This is a genomic window from Nostoc sp., assembly GCF_036917655.1.
Taxonomy (GTDB): Bacteria; Cyanobacteriota; Cyanobacteriia; order Cyanobacteriales; family Nostocaceae; genus Nostoc.
The window spans coordinates 45,130-62,154 of record NZ_JBALCY010000085.1 but is presented as its reverse complement, the minus strand read 5'-3'; the positions used below and the strand labels follow the sequence as shown (position 1 = coordinate 62,154).

At 40.4% G+C, this 17,025-nt stretch carries 17 protein-coding genes; 9 read left to right on the top strand and 8 right to left on the bottom strand.

The genetic code is table 11. From position 1 onward, the window contains the following. Positions 1-231 precede the first annotated feature (231 nt). From V7K30_RS32210 to V7K30_RS32195, 4 genes are all read right to left on the bottom strand, one after another. The gene (locus V7K30_RS32210) at positions 232-909 is read right to left on the bottom strand and encodes a response regulator transcription factor (protein ID WP_335006363.1); all 678 of its coding nucleotides are present in this window, start codon (positions 907-909) and stop codon (positions 232-234) included. A gap of 356 nt (positions 910-1,265) precedes the next feature. Next, positions 1,266-2,240, bottom strand: a complete 975-nt coding sequence (gene era / locus V7K30_RS32205) for a GTPase Era (protein ID WP_335006361.1) — start codon at positions 2,238-2,240, stop codon at positions 1,266-1,268. A gap of 505 nt (positions 2,241-2,745) precedes the next feature. Continuing rightward, positions 2,746-3,774, bottom strand: coding sequence for a pentapeptide repeat-containing protein (locus V7K30_RS32200; RefSeq protein ID WP_335006360.1), 1,029 nt, complete (start codon positions 3,772-3,774; stop codon positions 2,746-2,748). 4 nt (positions 3,775-3,778) lie between these two features. Beyond that, entirely contained in the window at positions 3,779-4,129 is a 351-nt protein-coding gene (locus V7K30_RS32195) for a WD40 repeat domain-containing protein (RefSeq protein ID WP_335006359.1), read from the bottom strand. A gap of 246 nt (positions 4,130-4,375) precedes the next feature. Between V7K30_RS32195 and V7K30_RS32190 the strand changes: the two genes are divergently transcribed. Further along, the gene (locus V7K30_RS32190) at positions 4,376-4,534 is read left to right on the top strand and encodes a hypothetical protein (RefSeq protein WP_335006357.1); all 159 of its coding nucleotides are present in this window, start codon (positions 4,376-4,378) and stop codon (positions 4,532-4,534) included. Here the strand turns inward: V7K30_RS32190 and V7K30_RS32185 are convergent. After that, positions 4,527-5,654, bottom strand: a complete 1,128-nt coding sequence (locus V7K30_RS32185) for a succinylglutamate desuccinylase/aspartoacylase family protein (RefSeq protein WP_335006355.1) — start codon at positions 5,652-5,654, stop codon at positions 4,527-4,529. The genes V7K30_RS32190 and V7K30_RS32185 overlap by 8 nt on opposite strands. 288 nt (positions 5,655-5,942) lie before the next feature. Between V7K30_RS32185 and V7K30_RS32180 the strand changes: the two genes are divergently transcribed. The 5 genes from V7K30_RS32180 (at position 5,943) to V7K30_RS32160 (ending at position 11,714) form a co-directional block, all read left to right on the top strand. Beyond that, the gene (locus tag V7K30_RS32180) at positions 5,943-10,010 is read left to right on the top strand and encodes a tetratricopeptide repeat protein (protein ID WP_335006353.1); all 4,068 of its coding nucleotides are present in this window, start codon (positions 5,943-5,945) and stop codon (positions 10,008-10,010) included. Between the two features lie 68 nt (positions 10,011-10,078). Next, a complete protein-coding gene (locus V7K30_RS32175) occupies positions 10,079-10,579 on the top strand; it encodes a hypothetical protein (RefSeq protein WP_335006351.1) in 501 nt (166 codons plus the stop codon). Next, on the top strand, positions 10,548-10,820 hold the full coding sequence (locus V7K30_RS32170; RefSeq protein WP_335006349.1) for a hypothetical protein: 273 nt from the start codon (positions 10,548-10,550) through the stop codon (positions 10,818-10,820). The genes V7K30_RS32175 and V7K30_RS32170 overlap by 32 nt, the downstream gene beginning before the upstream one ends. Then, positions 10,817-11,236: a type II toxin-antitoxin system VapC family toxin gene (locus V7K30_RS32165; RefSeq protein ID WP_335006347.1), complete on the top strand. Its 420-nt coding sequence runs from the start codon at positions 10,817-10,819 to the stop codon at positions 11,234-11,236. Before V7K30_RS32170 ends, V7K30_RS32165 begins: the two co-directional genes overlap by 4 nt. 19 nt (positions 11,237-11,255) lie before the next feature. Continuing rightward, positions 11,256-11,714, top strand: a complete 459-nt coding sequence (locus V7K30_RS32160; protein WP_335006345.1) for a hypothetical protein — start codon at positions 11,256-11,258, stop codon at positions 11,712-11,714. Between the two features lie 33 nt (positions 11,715-11,747). Here V7K30_RS32160 and V7K30_RS32155 read toward each other — a convergent pair whose 3' ends face one another. The 3 genes from V7K30_RS32155 to V7K30_RS32145 form a co-directional block, all read right to left on the bottom strand. Then, positions 11,748-12,386, bottom strand: a complete 639-nt coding sequence (locus tag V7K30_RS32155; RefSeq protein ID WP_335006343.1) for a histidine phosphatase family protein — start codon at positions 12,384-12,386, stop codon at positions 11,748-11,750. 441 nt (positions 12,387-12,827) lie between these two features. Then, the gene (locus V7K30_RS32150) at positions 12,828-13,010 is read right to left on the bottom strand and encodes a CsbD family protein (protein WP_335006341.1); all 183 of its coding nucleotides are present in this window, start codon (positions 13,008-13,010) and stop codon (positions 12,828-12,830) included. Between the two features lie 350 nt (positions 13,011-13,360). Then, positions 13,361-13,822 carry a hypothetical protein gene (locus tag V7K30_RS32145; RefSeq protein WP_335006339.1) on the bottom strand — a complete coding sequence of 154 codons (462 nt, stop codon included), beginning with the start codon at positions 13,820-13,822 and terminating at the stop codon, positions 13,361-13,363. A gap of 253 nt (positions 13,823-14,075) precedes the next feature. On the opposite strand from V7K30_RS32145, the gene uvrB reads away from it, so the two are divergent. The 3 genes from uvrB (at position 14,076) to V7K30_RS32130 (ending at position 16,879) form a co-directional block, all read left to right on the top strand. Further along, on the top strand, positions 14,076-16,073 hold the full coding sequence (uvrB, locus tag V7K30_RS32140) for an excinuclease ABC subunit UvrB (protein ID WP_335006337.1): 1,998 nt from the start codon (positions 14,076-14,078) through the stop codon (positions 16,071-16,073). Positions 16,074-16,083: 10 nt separating this feature from the next. Then, the gene (locus V7K30_RS32135) at positions 16,084-16,644 is read left to right on the top strand and encodes a Uma2 family endonuclease (RefSeq protein ID WP_335006335.1); all 561 of its coding nucleotides are present in this window, start codon (positions 16,084-16,086) and stop codon (positions 16,642-16,644) included. Positions 16,645-16,714: 70 nt separating this feature from the next. After that, complete coding sequence (locus V7K30_RS32130) at positions 16,715-16,879, top strand: Uma2 family endonuclease (RefSeq protein ID WP_335006600.1); 165 nt, start codon at positions 16,715-16,717, stop codon at positions 16,877-16,879. Positions 16,880-17,025: the final 146 nt, after the last annotated feature.

The window sequence follows — 17,025 nt, the reverse complement described above, 5'->3', positions numbered from 1 at the left end:
AATTCTCAAACTCTTTTAACTAAAATGCATTGAGGTAGACTATTTTTAAAAAATCTTGGCAACAAATGAATCGACTGTAGAGGCGTACCTATGTACGCCTTTACTTGTAAATGAGATTAAAAATTCGTGCGAACTTGAAAGCCAAAGGTGCAGCGATCGCCATAAGATACAAGTGCATCAGGTGGTTTCTAACTGATGACTTCTAGTAACGAGTGTGCGGCTTACAGAGAATCAAACCAACCCAGAACGCAATGCCACAACTGCTGCTTGCACGCGATCGTCTACTGCTAATTTATTCATAATCCCCCGGACATGAGTTTTGATGGTGTTGGGACTGAGATAGAGTTTTTGGGCAATCTCTGGGTTACTCAACCCGTCTACCATGAGTTTCAACACTTCTAACTCGCGCCCAGATAAGTTGGCGGTGTTGGTGGTGGGTGAGGGCGGTTTGAGATTATCAATTACTCGCCGCGCAATTTGGGGATCGAGATAGGCTGCCCCATCAACTGCGGCTGCGATCGCACTTAACAATCGTTCCACACTTGCACCTTTGATACAATAGGCATCTGCACCGCTAGACAGTGCGGCAATAATTTCTGTCTCCGTTTGATGAGATGTCAGCATCACCACATGAGTTGCTGGCAGCGCCGCCTTAATTTGCTGTGTCGCTGCAATCCCATCCAATCGCGGCAACCCAATATCCATAACCACCAAATCAGGTTTCAGTTGGAGTGCGGCTTGAACTCCCAAATAACCATCTTCTGCTTGTCCAACAATCTCCAACTGAGGATGAGCCATTAACGATTGCTCTAATCCCAGTTGCATCATCGGATCATCTTCGACAATTAACACGCGCAACGGCGGAGCATTGGCGGGTAAATTTAAGGGATAGCGAGTATCTAAAGACATTTTTATTAATTAGGAGTCATTTGTCATTTGTCATTTGTCATTTGTCATTAGTTATTTCTAAATTAAAGGATTTAAGACCCCTACCTCTACAGGTAGCCTTAGTTCCAGTCGGGGTTTAAATCCCCGTCTGAAAATGTCTTTAATTTTGAATTTTGAATTGTTAATAGTCTTTTGCCTTTTGTTATTTACTTTTTTTTCTCTCGTTCCCATGCAGAGCATGGGAATGCCTGATTAGAGGCTCTGCCTCTAGTGATACGTTGAGTCAGAGCCTCAATGAATGCATTCCCATAGGGAGTATGGGAACGAAAAACGAGAAAACTCCTAACTGTACAGACGCAATTAATCGCGTCTCTTTTCTATTCTTCCACGCGATAACCTAACTCTGCTAAACTCACCCGCGACTGTCGCCATTTTGGTTGGACTTTAACAAATAATTCTAGGTAAACTTTACCAGCAATTAACTTTTGGATTTGTTCGCGGGCTTCACTACCAATTGCTTTGAGCATTGCTCCGCCTTTGCCTATGAGTATGCCTTTTTGGGAATCGCGCTCGACGTTGATGGTAGCAAGTATACGGGTAATGCTAGGAGTTTCTTCTACTAAGTCAATGGCGATCGCTACTGAATGGGGTACTTCTTCACGAGTCAATAATAAAATTTGTTCTCGGATTAATTCACCCATAATAAAGCGCTCTGGCTGGTCAGTTACTAAGTCTGGGGGATAGTATAATGGCCCAATTTCTAAATGTTCAATTAATAATTCTTGAAGTTGCGGTAATCCTGCACTAGTTTTGGCAGAAAATTTCACGATTTCCCATTCATGGGACTTGGCCATCTGGGCGTAACTATCATCTAAAAACTGAGAATCGGCGGGTTGTTGGTCGATTTTGTTCGCACCCAGAATTATCGGAGTTTTGCTGCGACTGAGCAAATCGGCAATATAGCGATCGCCTGCACCACAAGCCACCGCTCCATCTACCACAAACAGCACTACATCTACCGATTCAATCGCAATTTTGGCATTTTGCACCAACACTTCCCCCAATTGATGATGGGGCTTATGAATTCCTGGCGTATCTACAAATATTAACTGCGCCTCTGGTGTAGTTAATATACCGCGCAAACGGTTACGTGTTGTTTGCGCTACTGGTGATGTAATGGCAATTTTTTGTCCTACCAATTGATTCATTAAAGTAGATTTACCGACATTTGGACGACCAACAATGCCGATAAAACCTGATTTAAATTCAGGAGGAGCCTGAGGGATTGTTACTTCTCCTGAAAAAGAGAAGTTGTAATTTTCAATACTAGTCACCTTTGGCTCCACCCTCATATTTTACAGCTGGGATAACTTGATTTTTTCTTAGACACCAAATAAGCATAAAATTACCCTGGCATTTTTAGGGATTATGTTTGCCGAGGTTTAATCTACTACTGGCTCTACACTTATATTTTACAGCTGAGATAACTTGATTTTGTTTAGGACTTACGCAAAATATCTTTCAAACTCTGATTTCTCTGTGTCCTCTGCGCCTCTGCGGTTCGTTATTCCGTAATATCATGTCCGCTTGATTGCTTAACCCTCTTTTGTCAGAGTGGGAGAACCCAATCGCCTACAGGGCTTAAATTTCCACTTTTTGTCTATAAATTTTAGTTTCTGTTAGAAAATAAAGCCTCAAACCTAGATTAAATCAAAGTCTCAGAATTTAGCTTCGATTATTGTTTTCCGAGAGTGACAAAACAGGGTTAAGTAGTAAGACAAAATTAATTACACAAATTTTGACCTGAAACCCTTATCCAGGCTAAGAACTAATGTGTAAATATTTCTGTCCGATTACTTATAGAAACGGTTTCTTGGTTTTGTGGAAACAGGTACGAGTTAGATTAGCTTTTCTCAAATCTGTATTTTTGAGGGTGGCTTGTGTAAAATCAGCATCAGTTAGGTTGGCGCTGCGGAAGTTTGTTCCTTTAAAAGCTGCAAAAGCAACAGCGATGTTGCGGATCAAGGCGTGCTTTGGATCTCCCTTCAATAGACATCTCCAGAAATTAGGTATCAGCCCAAGCTGCACAAGGGTTGTAGATTCATTTTCGGAGAAGTCTAATGCACGCCAACTTCTATATATGCTAAATAATATTACGGCGAAGGCTACGGCGAAGGTTACGGATCCTCCGAAGAAGGCGAAGGTTCCGGCGAAGGCTGAGGCTCCGAAGTAGGCTCCGACTACGTCGAAGGCTCCGGCTACGACGAAGGCTACGGCGAAGGCTCCATATCTGGCTCCGGCGTAGGCTACGGCTGAGGCTCCGGCGAAGGTTCCGGCGAAGGCGAAGGTTCCGGCTCTGGCTATGACGAAGACTGCGGCTCCGTATTTGGCTGTGACTACGAGGAAGGCGTAGGATCCGGCTACGGCGTAGGCTACGGCGAAGGCTCCGACAAAGGCTCTGGCTACGGCTCTGGCTCCTAAACCCGCCTGTATTCCTTGGCGAATTGTCACACAAAAGAAGATAACTAGTATGACTATACTAGTCCTGTCTACAACTTGATAAGCATATGATTGATATTCGTCTCTCAAAAGTATTAGAACAAATATTAAAACGCCTGCAAAAGCTGAAAGAAATCCTGATAGACACATTAGCACCCACGAAACAAGCACTAAGAAAATTGCCCAACGCCTTTGCAACCCTGCTTTAGCATGACTGAAGTTTGCACCTACAAGGATTGCACCGCTAAAATCAGCACCTCGGATATCAGCATCGCTAAAGTTGACTCCAGTCAAATCTTGACCTTTGAAAGAACATCCTCGAAGAATTACTTTGGGGAAATTCCTCTCTCCTGAAGCGTATCGCTCCAAAATCTTGCTAGCTTTCATATCATTACAATTTGCCGTAGTTCAATAACGTGTTGCCATCCGGGCTGAACACCACACTTGTGACAAAACTGCTATGCCCCTGAAGGGTATGCAGTAGCTGCCCTGACAAATTCCACAGTTTCACTGTGTTGTCAGAATTACCAGTGGCAATGGTCTTGCCATCCGGGCTGAACACCACTCTCAAGACTGTATCGGTATGCCCCTGAAAGGTATGGAGTAGATGCCCTTTTTCTGCTTGCTGCCATTGCCAAAAAGCAAATCCTGATAGACTCCAAGTAACAATTAAACCACTAATCAGCGCCAGACTGTTACGTCGCCGCTTGCGCTCTTGTTCTGACGGCTCTTTATCCCACATTCCGCACCCTTAACTGTCACAATCGGTTTTTACCGTTTTTTATATTGTCTGTGACAGTAATCCTTATATCTAATCGTATTTATACTTAGACATCTCCGGAAAAGATTTAGTTATAGCTACGCTTTGTCTCCCCTCCCCGCAAGCAAGGAGGGGATTAAGAAGTGGGTGCAATGCCTGTGGCAATCGTAACTAATTATGCGGACATGATATAACTCGTGCGTAAGTCCTATTATTTTTAGATCCAAAATGAACAGTCGAACTCCTAAGAAAACAGAATGGTTTCTTTCGCCCTTCCCGCAGGTGCGCCTTCGTTGGAGACTCACGTTAAATTTAGTGCTGTTAGCGGATAGCTATGGTTTAGCCCGTGCTGAGTGGGGAGTTAAAAAACTCCTAACTCCTAACTAATAACTCCCAATACAAACTCGCCTTGATTCACAGCTTGATTGGTTGCGACATCATAAACTAATCCATCTTGTTGAGCGCAGACATCAATTACACTCGGTAACTTACCTTCTTTATTAAAACTGAGAATTTGATACAGTTTTTCTCCAGCTTTTACTGAACTACCTAATTCTATTCTGGATTGAATCATGCCACCTGCGATCGCATAATATTTTTTCCTGTTGCTGCTAGATACAAAACTCATTTCATGGATTTTTGTGTCATCGGGTAAATTAGGAATTTGCAGTACACCTTTTTGCACTAAATAGTTTTTCACACCCCATACACCTTTAGCGACTGAATCAGGGTTCATTTGCATTCCTGTTCCTAATTCCAGTGTCCAAGCTTCCACATCAAACTTGATATCTCTACCCAACTCTTTAAAACAAGCTTCCAGCGCTAACCAAGGTTTGATAAAAGCTTCATCAAAAGCATCACTATCGTATTTATCAAGTAAGATTCCGAAATCAAACCCGAAGTATTTTGCGCTTTCTTCTCTATTTCGGAAGTAATAAATATAGTCTAACGCTTGATTTGTAGAACTATGTAAATCAATTAAGTAATCTGCATCTAAACTCAGATTTTGTAGTTTATAGCTAAAAAGCTCAGTGTAAGGCACACTACTGGGAGAATTAATTTTTTCTAAAAGTTTGGCAAATTGTTGCTTAATTATAGTTAGATAATTTTGTCGAACGACCTCTAGATCAAGATGAAGTTGAGATTTAGTAAAAGCTACTAAATCATCAGCTTCTTTCTCGTAATCCCAAAATATACGATTCCAATCTTTAGCTTCGTAAACGCAATATCGTCCGGGGGAAAACTGGTGCGATCGCTCATTCGTCCCCATTGGATTACAAACGGGTACTAGCCAAATTTCTCCAGCTAAATTTGAATTATTTATTGTTAATAAAAACTCAATTAATTGATGAATAACGGCATTACCAGCAATTTCTGCACCGTGCAGATTAGATTGAATGTAAACCTTTTTACCAGGTTGAGCGCCGATAAATTTGTAAACTTGTAAAGACAAGCGATCGCCCGAAGCCATTTGACGTAAAGTAATAGTTTCAATAACTGGCAGCATAAAATAATTCACTGAGAATTTGAGTACATTATCCCTGTATCTGTACTGAATTAAAACTCAATCTTCCTCTGGGTGTCTCCGCAATACGGTTCGGTTAAGATCCCCCCGCCTACGGCGACCCCCTTAAAAAGGGGGTAAAAGAGGCTTATAAGCCCCCCTTTTTAAGGGGGTTGGGGGGATCTTCGAGGAATAAAGACGTTAACCGAACCGTATTCGGTGTCTCTGCCTCTCTGGGTGAATTCCCCAAATAAGCTAGCATCAAGTTACCCAGTAACCAGCACAGCAGCAATGGCAACAAATTGGTTGCGAATCACACATCAAAGCGAAACAATCCAACTTTCTTGGCAACGCGGATATGAAAATCCTCGCCTAGCCCCAGCAGTAACCTTTCAACAACCCTTCGATGATGAAAACGCGGCTGAATTGCGCTGGTATTTAGAAGATTATTTAAAATTTCCTTACGGTATATTTCCTGATAACGCTGCAAAAATCGAACAAAAGTTACAGCAGTGGGGACAACATTTATTTGAGCTAGTATTTCGCAGCACAGAAAAAGGAAGAGAGTTTTTTCAAGAAGCCACACGAGACGGACTCGATAAGTGTGAACTGGGCATCATTTCCGATAACGCCAACGTACTGAATTTACCTTGGGAATTGCTGTATTCCCCCGACTATCAATTTCTTGCACCTTCACTAGCGGGGATGTATCGCAGTCTCAGCACTCAGGGCGTAAAAGCACCATTGCCACCAATGCCCGATGACCAATTGAATATTTTATTAGTCATTGCCCGCCCTGATGACGAACAAGACGTAAATTTTAAAACCATTGCCCGTCCTTTGCTGGCGGCGTTGCAACCAATACGTCAGCGAGTCAACCTGAAAGTATTGCGTCCCCCTAGCTTGAAAGCGTTTGAAGCAGAACTCCAGGCAAAAAAAGGTTTTTACCATATCGTCCATTTTGATGGACATGGAAATTTTGACAGCGATACTCAAGGAGTTTTAATCTTTGAGGACGAGCAGGGAAATGAGCAAGCTGTCAGCGCTAGAGAAATTGCCCAATATTTGACAGATTGTCGCGTGCCGATTTTTGTACTCAATGCTTGCAAGTCTGGGCAAGTAGGCGAAGAAGCTTTTTCTTCTGTGGCGGGACAGTTGGTGAAATTGGGGGCAAAGGGTGTAGTAGCGATGGCGTATTCAGTTTACGCCAAAGGTGCAGAACACTTTGTTGGGCGGTTGTATGGGGAATTAGTCAGGGGAGAGTGTATCGCCACAGCTGTTGCAGCTGGGCGCAAGTCCATGTCTATTGACAAAATGCGCCCCAGTCCCAAAGGAAATTTACCTTTACAAGATTGGCTTGTGCCGGTGCTGTATCAGCAAGAACCCTATACGCCTTTTGTTCCTCAAAAGACAGCATCCAGTTTTGCCGATTTGATGGCGCAAGCAGACAACACCCCAGAAAGTAGCAAAGCTGTAGGTTTACCCGATGAAAGCGCTTATGGTTTTATTGGGCGAGATTATGAGATTTTGCGTTTAGAGAGAGCATTTCGGCAAAATCATGTTGTGTTAGTGCAGGGAATGGGCGGTGTCGGTAAAACTGAGTTAGTCGCAGGTTTTGCCCGTTGGTTGGATGATACCCAAGGACGCGAACATACTTTTTTCACCTCCTTTGAACAGGGTGCGGGGTTGAGTCAGGTAATTAACCAAATTGGTAGGGCGTTGGGCGGTGACAGATTTTCCCAAATGATGCCAGAACAGCAAGACGCTGTGGTGCGGGAATATCTGCAAACTCATTCTTGTTTGTTGATTTGGGATAACTTTGAACCTGTCAACGGTTTCCCTACGGGGAATGAACCATTATTGAGTGGGGAAGAGAGAAATAAGCTGAAGCGGTTTCTTAAGGAATTGCGGGGTGGTAAATCTTGGGTATTAATTACCAGTCGCCGCCAAGAATCTTGGTTAGATTGTGGGTATAGTTTAATCAATTTGCGGGGGTTATCTCAAGCGGATGCCCAAGAGTTAGCAGCGAAGATTCTGCAAACGGTGGGTGTGGAGAGAAAGAACCTGCCAGCAGAGTATTTGGAGTTGTTGAAATTGTTGGGGGGACATCCGTTGTCTTTGCGGGTGGTGTTACCGCATTTGCAGACACAGACACCCGTGCAGTTAATTGAAGCGCTGCGGCGGGGGTTGGATACTTTTAGGGGACAAGAGGAAGAAGGGAGAGAAAAATCTCTTACTGTGTCGTTGGATTATTCTTTTGCTAAATTGTCGGAGAAGACAAGAAGGCATTTACCATTTTTGGGTTTTTTCTGTGGGAGGATTAATGCCATAACACTTAATATGTGTTCTGAAGCTTTAAGTAATCAGTTTGGACAAAAATATCAAGCTTTATTTGGCGAGACGCTAAAAGAATCTAACTGGATAAAAATATTAGAGGAAGGTGTACAAACAGGTATTTTGGAAAATTGGCATCAGAACTTAATTCAACTTTCTCCCTCCCTACTGATCGCAGTTGTCAATAATGGTAGTAACTCATATCAAATCCATCCGACACTACCTTGGTATTTTCGCCAGCTTTTATCTAAACATCATTCACAAGCAATTATTAGAGAATTAGAAAAAGCAATAATAGAATTTTATGCATTTTTTGCTGCAACTATATCTGAAAATTTAATTGGTGACAATTCTAATTATTTGTATAACACGCTACTATTTGAAGAGCCTAATATCCTTCAAAGTCTACAAAATGCAGAATATTATAAAGATTGGCATAGTATCCAATTTTTATTGCAAGCGTTAAGTGAAATCTATACTCGTCAAAGTCGTAAAAATGAATGGAAAAGCTTGCGGCGAAGAATAATGAGTCAAATTGGTTTAAAACTATCAGAAGCAAAATTTAAAGGTGAAAATGCAGTTAGTTTATGGATTTTTTTACGGAGTGAAGATGCTAGAGAAATATGTGACTATACAGGAACATCAACGTTTTCAGTGATTTGTCAGGAAATACTAACCGAGTTAGAAGAACTCAAGGATACATTGACAGATGCTAAAATAGCAGGATTATATGTTAGTCTTGGGATAGCTGCTCAAAGACAAGGAATATTTGAGCAAGCAGAAAAACATTACTATACTGCACTCCAAATTTTTGAGTCAAGCCAGAATTTTGCAGAAGTTTCTAGAATTTATCATCAATTAGGCAATTTAGCTTTTTTCCAAAATAATTATAAAGAAGCCAAAGAATATTATCAAAAATCTCTAGCAATAAGAGAAAATTCTCATGATGGGAGAGCAGGAAATAATTATTATCACCTTGGGTTGATAGAAAAAGAATTAGCAAATTCAGAGCGGGCTAAGGAGTATTTTAATAAAGCTTTTAATATTTATATAGAAAACGCAAGTATCAAACAAATTCCAGCAGTGTTGATGAATTTAGGAGATATTGCAGAGGAAGAAGGAAATCAAACATCCAGCAATAGTTATTATAAGCAAGCTCTCCAAATAGTTGAAGATATTGATGGGAATGACTATTTAACTGCTGTTGTTTTATATAAATTAGGTAGTTTATCATTGAAGAAGAAAAATTATGAAGAAGCTGCTAACTACTGTCAAAAGTCATTTGTTATTGCTAAAAAGCTTCAAAACTGGGACTTGGCTTCTGAAGTATTAACTTGTTTGGGTCATGTTTTAAAAGAAGAAGGGCATTTAACAGAAGCTTTAAAGCTATACTTTCAAGCCTTAATGATAAATATCGATACTGATGATAAAAGACTTGAGGATCGACTAAATTTGATATCGCAAGTATCTATAAAATTTGGCAAAGACCAGTTTATAAAGACATTCTTGCAGCTACCGTATGAAGATTGTTCAGCTGAAGTACATTTAGCAATGCGACTACTATCGAAAGAAAGATATGTAAATGATTTTCAGATAAAAAATATTAAAAATATCAAACCTCTTATAGATAACTTAATTACATTAATAAAACAAAAAAATCCTGAAAGGTTAGATGCTATATTTGATACATTTGGCAATACTGAATTATTTAACAAATCTGTTACAGAAGCTGTACGCCTGCGGCTGGAAGATAACCATGAAGCACTAGCTTGGTTTTGCAGTTATGTGTCTAGTGAAATTAACTGTAAGGCAGATAATAATAATCTCAATCCTAGTATGAATATGGTAAAGCTTTTACTAGATAATGAATTTAAAATTTTTGAAGATTTCATACCTGGTAACAACTTTAAAGGAAGAATTTTAATTGTAAATAATGAAAAATTCAATCAACTACCTAGCTATGTCAAAGACAAATTAGAACAAGATTTTAATATCTCACAACATATAATCGGTGGTGACAGGTAAAGAGTGCGCTGGAGAGGTGCGCGAGGCAATTTGGACAGCGCGAGATAGGCTAGAAACAGAGTCGTAGGGTGCAGTGCAAGATTTATTGCCAACATCAAATCATTCATAAGTTTTATTTAAGTATTGCTAGCGATCGCATAAGCGTTTGCCACAAAAACAATCGTTTTCATGAACAAAGCGATGGTTTTCATGAACAAAGCGATCGTTTTCATGACCAAAGCGATCGTTTTTATGAACAAAGCGATCGTTTTTATGAACAAAGCGATGGTTTTCATGAACAAAGCGATCGTTTTCATGAACAAAGCGATCGTTTTCATGAACAAAGCGATCGTTTTTATGAACAAAGCGATCGTTTTCATAAACAAAACGATCGTTTTCATGACCAAAGCGATCGTTTTCATGACCAAAGCGATCGTTTTGACCACTACAAGCTAGTCATTTGGAAGTGCGATGTCTACGACGGGCTACACCTACGCAACATTTTCGCAATATTGATAGCAGCAGTGTTCTATCCTAGAAACAAAAAGGAGCAAAAGTATGCAAGCCTACAAGCTCAACGCCACAATTGATGAATCAGGTCATTTAATTATTGACGAACCTCTAAATATTGCTCCTGGAAAGGTGGAAGTGATTATTTTGCAGCCAGTTCCATCCTCGGAAACTTCTACTGAGTCACAGCCAGATAAGCCGAGAAGAAAGTCTAAAGTCAAAGCATTTGAAGGTTTATTTGAAAATGCCCCACCCACACCACCAGACTTTGACCCAGACCAAGCCCGATGGGAAGCTTTAAAGGAGAAACATAATCTGTGAAAATCTTGTTAGACACCAACATCATTGTAGATGATGCCCTTGAACGTGAACCTTTCCTAGACACAAGCGAACAAGTGTTGGTACTAGTTGAGCAAGGACAAGTAGAAGGTTATATTTCCGCCTCTACTTTTAGTGATTTGTATTACATCATCCGCAGGGCAAGAGGTCGAGAGTGGACACTTACTTATTTAAGGCAGTTGGTCAACTTCTGTCGTGTGGCTACCGTAGACAGTACCACAATCAACATGGCATTAACCGTTAACTTTAGAGATTTTGAAGACGCTATTCAATACAGCACTGCGGCACTCAATCATTTAGATGCTATTATTACTCGCAATCCTAGAGATTTTCCAGTTGCTACTCCCAGAATTCTCACACCTGAAGAGTTGATTCAGGAACTAACAAATACTCCATAAATAATTAAGTTAACTATATATGAATCCCCAATTAACTCCTGGCGAAATCCAAGAATTTCAGCAACTTCTGCCAAACGACACCCCAGCGCAACATGCACTTACTACCCTACAACAACACAACGGGAATCTAGAAGCCAGTTTTGATGCACTTTGGCAAGAGAAAGTCGGCAAAACAGATTATAGTCAGGGTAAAAAATCTCTTTTGCAACTCACCCTCAATGAAATTCGCGCCGAAATCTGTGGTGATGATGGTTTACGGGGCAAAATTAAAGAATACACCAATAATCCTGGTAGCGCTTCTTTGTTTAACGGTGTTATTGGTTCACTGGTTGCGGTTGCAGCAGTACATGGAATTCCGATTGATGGTGCGATCGCAACAATTGTCGTATTATATATTTTAAAAATTGGGATAAACGTTTTCTGCAAATACACTGCACCAGATAGCGAAGCAGAGCAAGGTAAAAATAATAATTCCTAACTTTTGTACAGACGCGATTAATCGCGTCTCCCCTCACGTTCCTGGTAAATTTCGCAAACGCTCATCCAAATGACTACGGTCTGCCAAAACCTTTAATAGCGGCCCATGTGAGGTAAATTCTACAATACTGACCGAAGCAACAGGGCATCCTAAACGAAAACGGAAGCGTCCCACATCAATCCCCAGTAAACTACACAGAATAGTTCTGATAGTTGCCTTGTGAGAAACCACTAACACATTGCCACTGCTGTAATTTCGCTTGATTTCTTCAATTACCTGTATGGCGCGAAAAGCAATTGTAACTGCCATTTCTCCACCAGTTGGCCCATTCCAGGCGGGATCTGCTGACCAGCGAATATAATCATCGTGATATTCACGGCTAATTACTTCTGGCGTTTTTCCTTCCCACTCACCATAGTTAATTTCCTTCAAACCATCCCTAAGTTGTGGTTCCATTCCGATGGACTCACATAAAGGTTTTGCTGTCAATACAGTTCGCCGCATTGGACTACAAAATATTGCTGTCCAATCCATAGAACTATATGCGTCTGCAAAAGCCTTTGCCATCTCCAAGCCTTCTGGGGTAAGTTCTGAGTCTATGGAACCGCAAAAGGAATTATTGCGACTGCATTCTGTTTGTCCGTGACGAAGGAAATAAAGAGTTAGGCTCATGATATATTCTCATCGATTGTAAATTTAAGAGCGCTAACAATCAGATGTAGCTGAAGATAGTTAATGCCCGTGCTATACTACTACAATTTCATGATGTTTGGAATAATCTTCGGATTATTTATAGGTAAACAAGTTTGCAGTAAGGACTAAAGTCCTTACTGCAAACCGTCAAAACTTAATTTAAATAAAGTAATTAATTAATATAGTCAAATTAATCTAAGTTTAGTTTTAAAAATTTTTTTGGAGAGTTTTTGTAGAGACGTGATTAATTACGTCTCTACAAAAACTCTCCAAAACAAGCTAATACTCTATTCTATAACCCTTGTTCAGAGAATCTGAAAAGAGTTTAGCTTGTTTCTCAAACAACTCATATTTTTCTGCAAAAATGGAATCCAAAACATTTAAATTCCTACGAGTTTCTGCAAGAAAAGTTATGAATTGTTAGTCAATGTTTTTCTTCACTTTATCTTTCACGTCTTCAATTCCATGACGTACTTCGCTTTCAGCTTGCTTTGCTTTACCTTCCGCTTTATCTTCTGGATCTCCAGTGATATTGCCTAATGCTTCTTGGGCTTTGCCTTCAACATTTTTAGCAGCTGCTTTTGCGCGATCTTCTATACTCATTTTGTACTCCTGGTTTAATGAAAAATTCGTTTCAAAGCTGTCAACTAACTTTGAAATCTTTTGTTATTACCTTTACACAGTAGCTTAAAGTTTTTGCTAAAGCCTTCCACCACAAGGCATATTCAAGAATTCTGAATTCAGAATTCAGAATTCTTGAATTCTGAAAGGTAATTGTAGTAAGTGTTCTGGCTATTGGCTGAATACAAAATAAAGTAAGGAAAGCTTAGTTATCTATGCTAAAAGACATAGAAAAAGTGCAAATATTGTAATATCTACTTTTAACTTTCTAGCTAAAAAAACCCAGTTCTTGTACAGAACTGGGTTAATAAAGTTATGGGGATATTTTTTGTCTAATCTAGAAAACCCATCAGGCTTTCAGAATTGTCAACCTCATTTGATGCTATTGGACGATTACCAAATGTAGAATAGCTATCAGAAATTATTAATGCACTTGAGGCAATTGGACGAACCCCAGAGAGGTTGATACTTTCAACGACTTGGAATGTATTAGCGCCAATTGGACGAATACCCATTGAGTTATAGGTTTCAACTACTTCCAAGGTACTGGTGCTAACGGGACGCACCCCAGCAATTGAGAGGTGTTCAGCAACTTCTAAGTCGCTAGCGCCTATGGGACGAATTCCAGAAATAGCAAGTGTCCCAGAAGCCCCCACTGGCAGTTCTTCCTCGACTTGATCAGCATTCAAGCTCTGGTCTTGTTGATTGTCAACTTCATCTGTAGTATTATCCCCTGGAGACTTGGCAGGCTTTTGCCGAGAACTGATTGCTTTGCCAGCGCTGCTAATAGTCATAAACGAAGACCTCTGGTTTGTTAATTGAATTTTACAATAATTAAGGAAAGATGAAATTTTTTCCCATATACATTAGAGTTTAACCTTAAAAAACCTCATATAGATATAAGAATCTTTAAAACTGATACATAAGTAAATTTAAATTATTAATTTATGTAAAAAAATATTACTATTTATTTGGTCAAAGAAGCCAGCTACAATAGATACAGGGCGAAATTGTCACCATGAAATAGGGTATTTCCAGCAAAACTGTATGACAGAATTTTGTCTTCAAGCTCCCTTTAGTCCGACAGGCGATCAACCACAAGCGATCGCCCAACTAACCGCTAGTATCCAATCAGGCAATCGTTACCAAACTTTACTAGGAGCCACTGGAACTGGCAAGACATTTTCGGTAGCAGCAGTTATAGAGAAAATTGGCAAGCCTACTTTAGTTCTGGCGCATAACAAAACTCTTGCTGCACAGCTTTGTAATGAGTTGCGAGATTTCTTCCCCAACAACGCAGTCGAGTACTTTGTCAGCTACTACGATTATTATCAGCCAGAAGCGTATATTCCCGTTACCGATACTTATATTGAAAAAACGGCGGCAATTAATGATGAAATAGATATGTTGCGGCATTCAGCGACGCGATCGCTTTTTGAACGCCGTGATGTGATTGTCGTTGCATCCATCAGTTGCATCTACGGTTTGGGAATGCCAGCAGAATATCTGAAAGCTGCCATCCCCCTTCAGATAGGTATGGAAGTAAATCAACGCCAAATTTTACGGGATTTGGCAAATGTTCAATATAGCCGCAACGACATAGAAATGGGTCGGGGAAAATTTCGCGTCCGGGGTGATGTCTTAGAAATTGGCCCAGCTTATGAAGACCGGATTATTCGCGTCGAATTCTTTGGTGATGAAATTGACGCAATTCGCTACATTGACCCAGTGACAGGTGAAATTCTCAAGAGTTTAGAAGCGGTGAATATCTACCCTGCACGTCACTTTGTCACCCCAGAAGAACGATTAGAAGTAGCTTGTAACGACATTGCCGCCGAATTAAAACAGCAAAAACTAGACTTAGAACAAGCTGGGAAATTATTAGAAGCGCAACGCATAGATCAACGTACACGTTATGACTTAGAAATGTTGCGCGAAGTAGGTTATTGCAACGGCGTCGAGAATTATTCCCGTCATTTAGCAGGAAGGCAAGCTGGAGAATCGCCAGAATGTTTAATTGATTATTTTCCTAAAGATTGGCTATTAGTTATCGATGAATCTCACGTTAGTGTGCCCCAAATTCGCGGGATGTATAACGGCGATCAAGCTAGAAAAAAAGTTTTAATTGAACATGGATTTCGTCTTCCTAGTGCTGCTGATAATCGTCCTTTGAAAGCAGAAGAATTCTGGCAAAAGATGAATCAGTGTATTTTTGTTTCAGCAACTCCGGGAAATTGGGAATTAGAAGTTTCTGAAGATCATGTAGTTGAGCAAGTAATTCGACCAACTGGCGTAATTGATCCAGAAATTTCTGTCCGTCCCACAGAAGGACAAATTGATGATTTGTTGGGAGAAATTAAAGATAGAGCCGACCTCCATGAACGAGTGTTAATTACCACATTAACTAAGCGGATGGCGGAAGATTTAACCGAGTATCTGCAAGACCACAGTATTCGAGTGCGGTATTTACATTCGGAGATTAATTCAATAGAGCGCATTGAGATTTTGCAGAACTTGCGCGAAGGTACATTTGATGTATTGGTTGGTGTGAATTTGCTGCGAGAAGGGTTAGATTTACCGGAAGTTTCCCTAGTAGCAATCATGGACGCGGATAAAGAAGGTTTTTTGCGAACCGAACGTTCCTTAATTCAAACTATTGGTAGAGCCGCGCGTCACATCCGGGGACAAGCAATTATGTATGCTGATAATTTGACAGGCAGCATGATTAAAGCCATTGATGAAACAGATAGACGGCGTGGGATTCAAATGGCACATAATCGACTGCATGGAATTACACCGCAATCCATTATAAAAAAATCAAGTAATGCGATTTTGTCTTTTTTAGATGTGTCTCGGCGGTTGAATGCAACTGACTTGAAAGTAGTAGATGAACATATTGATGAACTACCATTAGAACAGATTCCCCAATTGATTACTGTGTTAGAAGCGCAGATGAAAGAAGCGGCGAAGAAACTGGAATTTGAAGAGGCGGCAAAATTGCGCGATCGCATTAAGCATCTGCGAGATAAAATGCTAGGACATTAACGTGAATCTTATGCTTACCAATATTCGCCTAATTAGTGTTCAAGAATATCACCAAATGGCGGAAACGGGGATTTTTCATCCTGAAGAACGCTTAGAATTAATAGCGGGACAAATCATCAGAATGTCAGCAAAAGGAACTGCTCACGAATCAGCAATTACCCGCACAGAAAGGTTATTACGTCAACGTTTGGGTGACAAAGTTTTATTAAGAATCCAGTCACCAGTGCAACTTGACGATTATTCGGAACCAGAACCAGATATTTCAGTAGTGAAGCTGAATCCATTAGATTATGACGATCACCATCCCGATGCTTCCGAAGTGTTTTTACTGATTGAAATAGCTGATTCCAGTCTCAAGTATGATCGTGAAGTAAAAGCGAACGCTTATGCTAAGTCAGGGATCATTGAGTACTGGATTTTAGATGTCAATGGACGCAAGTTGTATATGTATCGTCTCCCCAGTCCAGACGGATATCACAGTGAGAACATACTTGCAGAGGACGTGACAATTTCACCTTTAGCTTTCCCTGATTGTGCGATCGCTATTCGGGAATTATTGCGAAAAATCTAGGAGGCGATCGCATTAAACACCTGCGATATAAAATGCAAAGTGAACCTTATGCTCACTAATATTCGCCTAAATTGAAATAGCTAATTCCAGTCTCAAGTATGATCGAGAAGTAAAAGCGATCGCCTATTCTAAGTCAGGTATTATTAATTACTGGATTTTAGATGTCAATAGACACAAGTTGTATATGTATCGTCTCCTCGGTTATCTGTGGGTGTTCAGAGATAAACTGGACTAAAAATTAATAGGGTATGTGTGTGGAAAGGAATTCATATGATTGGCTAGATTTATTTTCTGGAGGAGTTCCAACAGCCCCTTATTTCTTCTCTTACACGCTTGATGGGCTAGAGCAAATTTATTTGGCGCAATCAGATAAACCTGGTG

Bases quoted from the DNA above. Each gene is read 5' to 3' on its own strand.
- V7K30_RS32210 (WP_335006363.1), bottom strand. From the start codon at position 909: ATGTCTTTAGATACTCGCTATCCCTTAAATTTACCCGCCAATGCTCCG.
- era (WP_335006361.1), bottom strand. From the start codon at position 2,240: ATGAGGGTGGAGCCAAAGGTGACTAGTATTGAAAATTACAACTTCTCT.
- V7K30_RS32200 (WP_335006360.1), bottom strand. From the start codon at position 3,774: ATGAAAGCTAGCAAGATTTTGGAGCGATACGCTTCAGGAGAGAGGAAT.
- V7K30_RS32195 (WP_335006359.1), bottom strand. From the start codon at position 4,129: ATGTGGGATAAAGAGCCGTCAGAACAAGAGCGCAAGCGGCGACGTAAC.
- V7K30_RS32190 (WP_335006357.1), top strand. From the start codon at position 4,376: ATGAACAGTCGAACTCCTAAGAAAACAGAATGGTTTCTTTCGCCCTTC.
- V7K30_RS32185 (WP_335006355.1), bottom strand. From the start codon at position 5,654: ATGCTGCCAGTTATTGAAACTATTACTTTACGTCAAATGGCTTCGGGC.
- V7K30_RS32180 (WP_335006353.1), top strand. From the start codon at position 5,943: ATGGCAACAAATTGGTTGCGAATCACACATCAAAGCGAAACAATCCAA.
- V7K30_RS32170 (WP_335006349.1), top strand. From the start codon at position 10,548: ATGCAAGCCTACAAGCTCAACGCCACAATTGATGAATCAGGTCATTTA.
- V7K30_RS32160 (WP_335006345.1), top strand. From the start codon at position 11,256: ATGAATCCCCAATTAACTCCTGGCGAAATCCAAGAATTTCAGCAACTT.
- V7K30_RS32155 (WP_335006343.1), bottom strand. From the start codon at position 12,386: ATGAGCCTAACTCTTTATTTCCTTCGTCACGGACAAACAGAATGCAGT.
- V7K30_RS32150 (WP_335006341.1), bottom strand. From the start codon at position 13,010: ATGAGTATAGAAGATCGCGCAAAAGCAGCTGCTAAAAATGTTGAAGGC.
- V7K30_RS32145 (WP_335006339.1), bottom strand. From the start codon at position 13,822: ATGACTATTAGCAGCGCTGGCAAAGCAATCAGTTCTCGGCAAAAGCCT.
- uvrB (WP_335006337.1), top strand. From the start codon at position 14,076: ATGACAGAATTTTGTCTTCAAGCTCCCTTTAGTCCGACAGGCGATCAA.
- V7K30_RS32135 (WP_335006335.1), top strand. From the start codon at position 16,084: ATGCTTACCAATATTCGCCTAATTAGTGTTCAAGAATATCACCAAATG.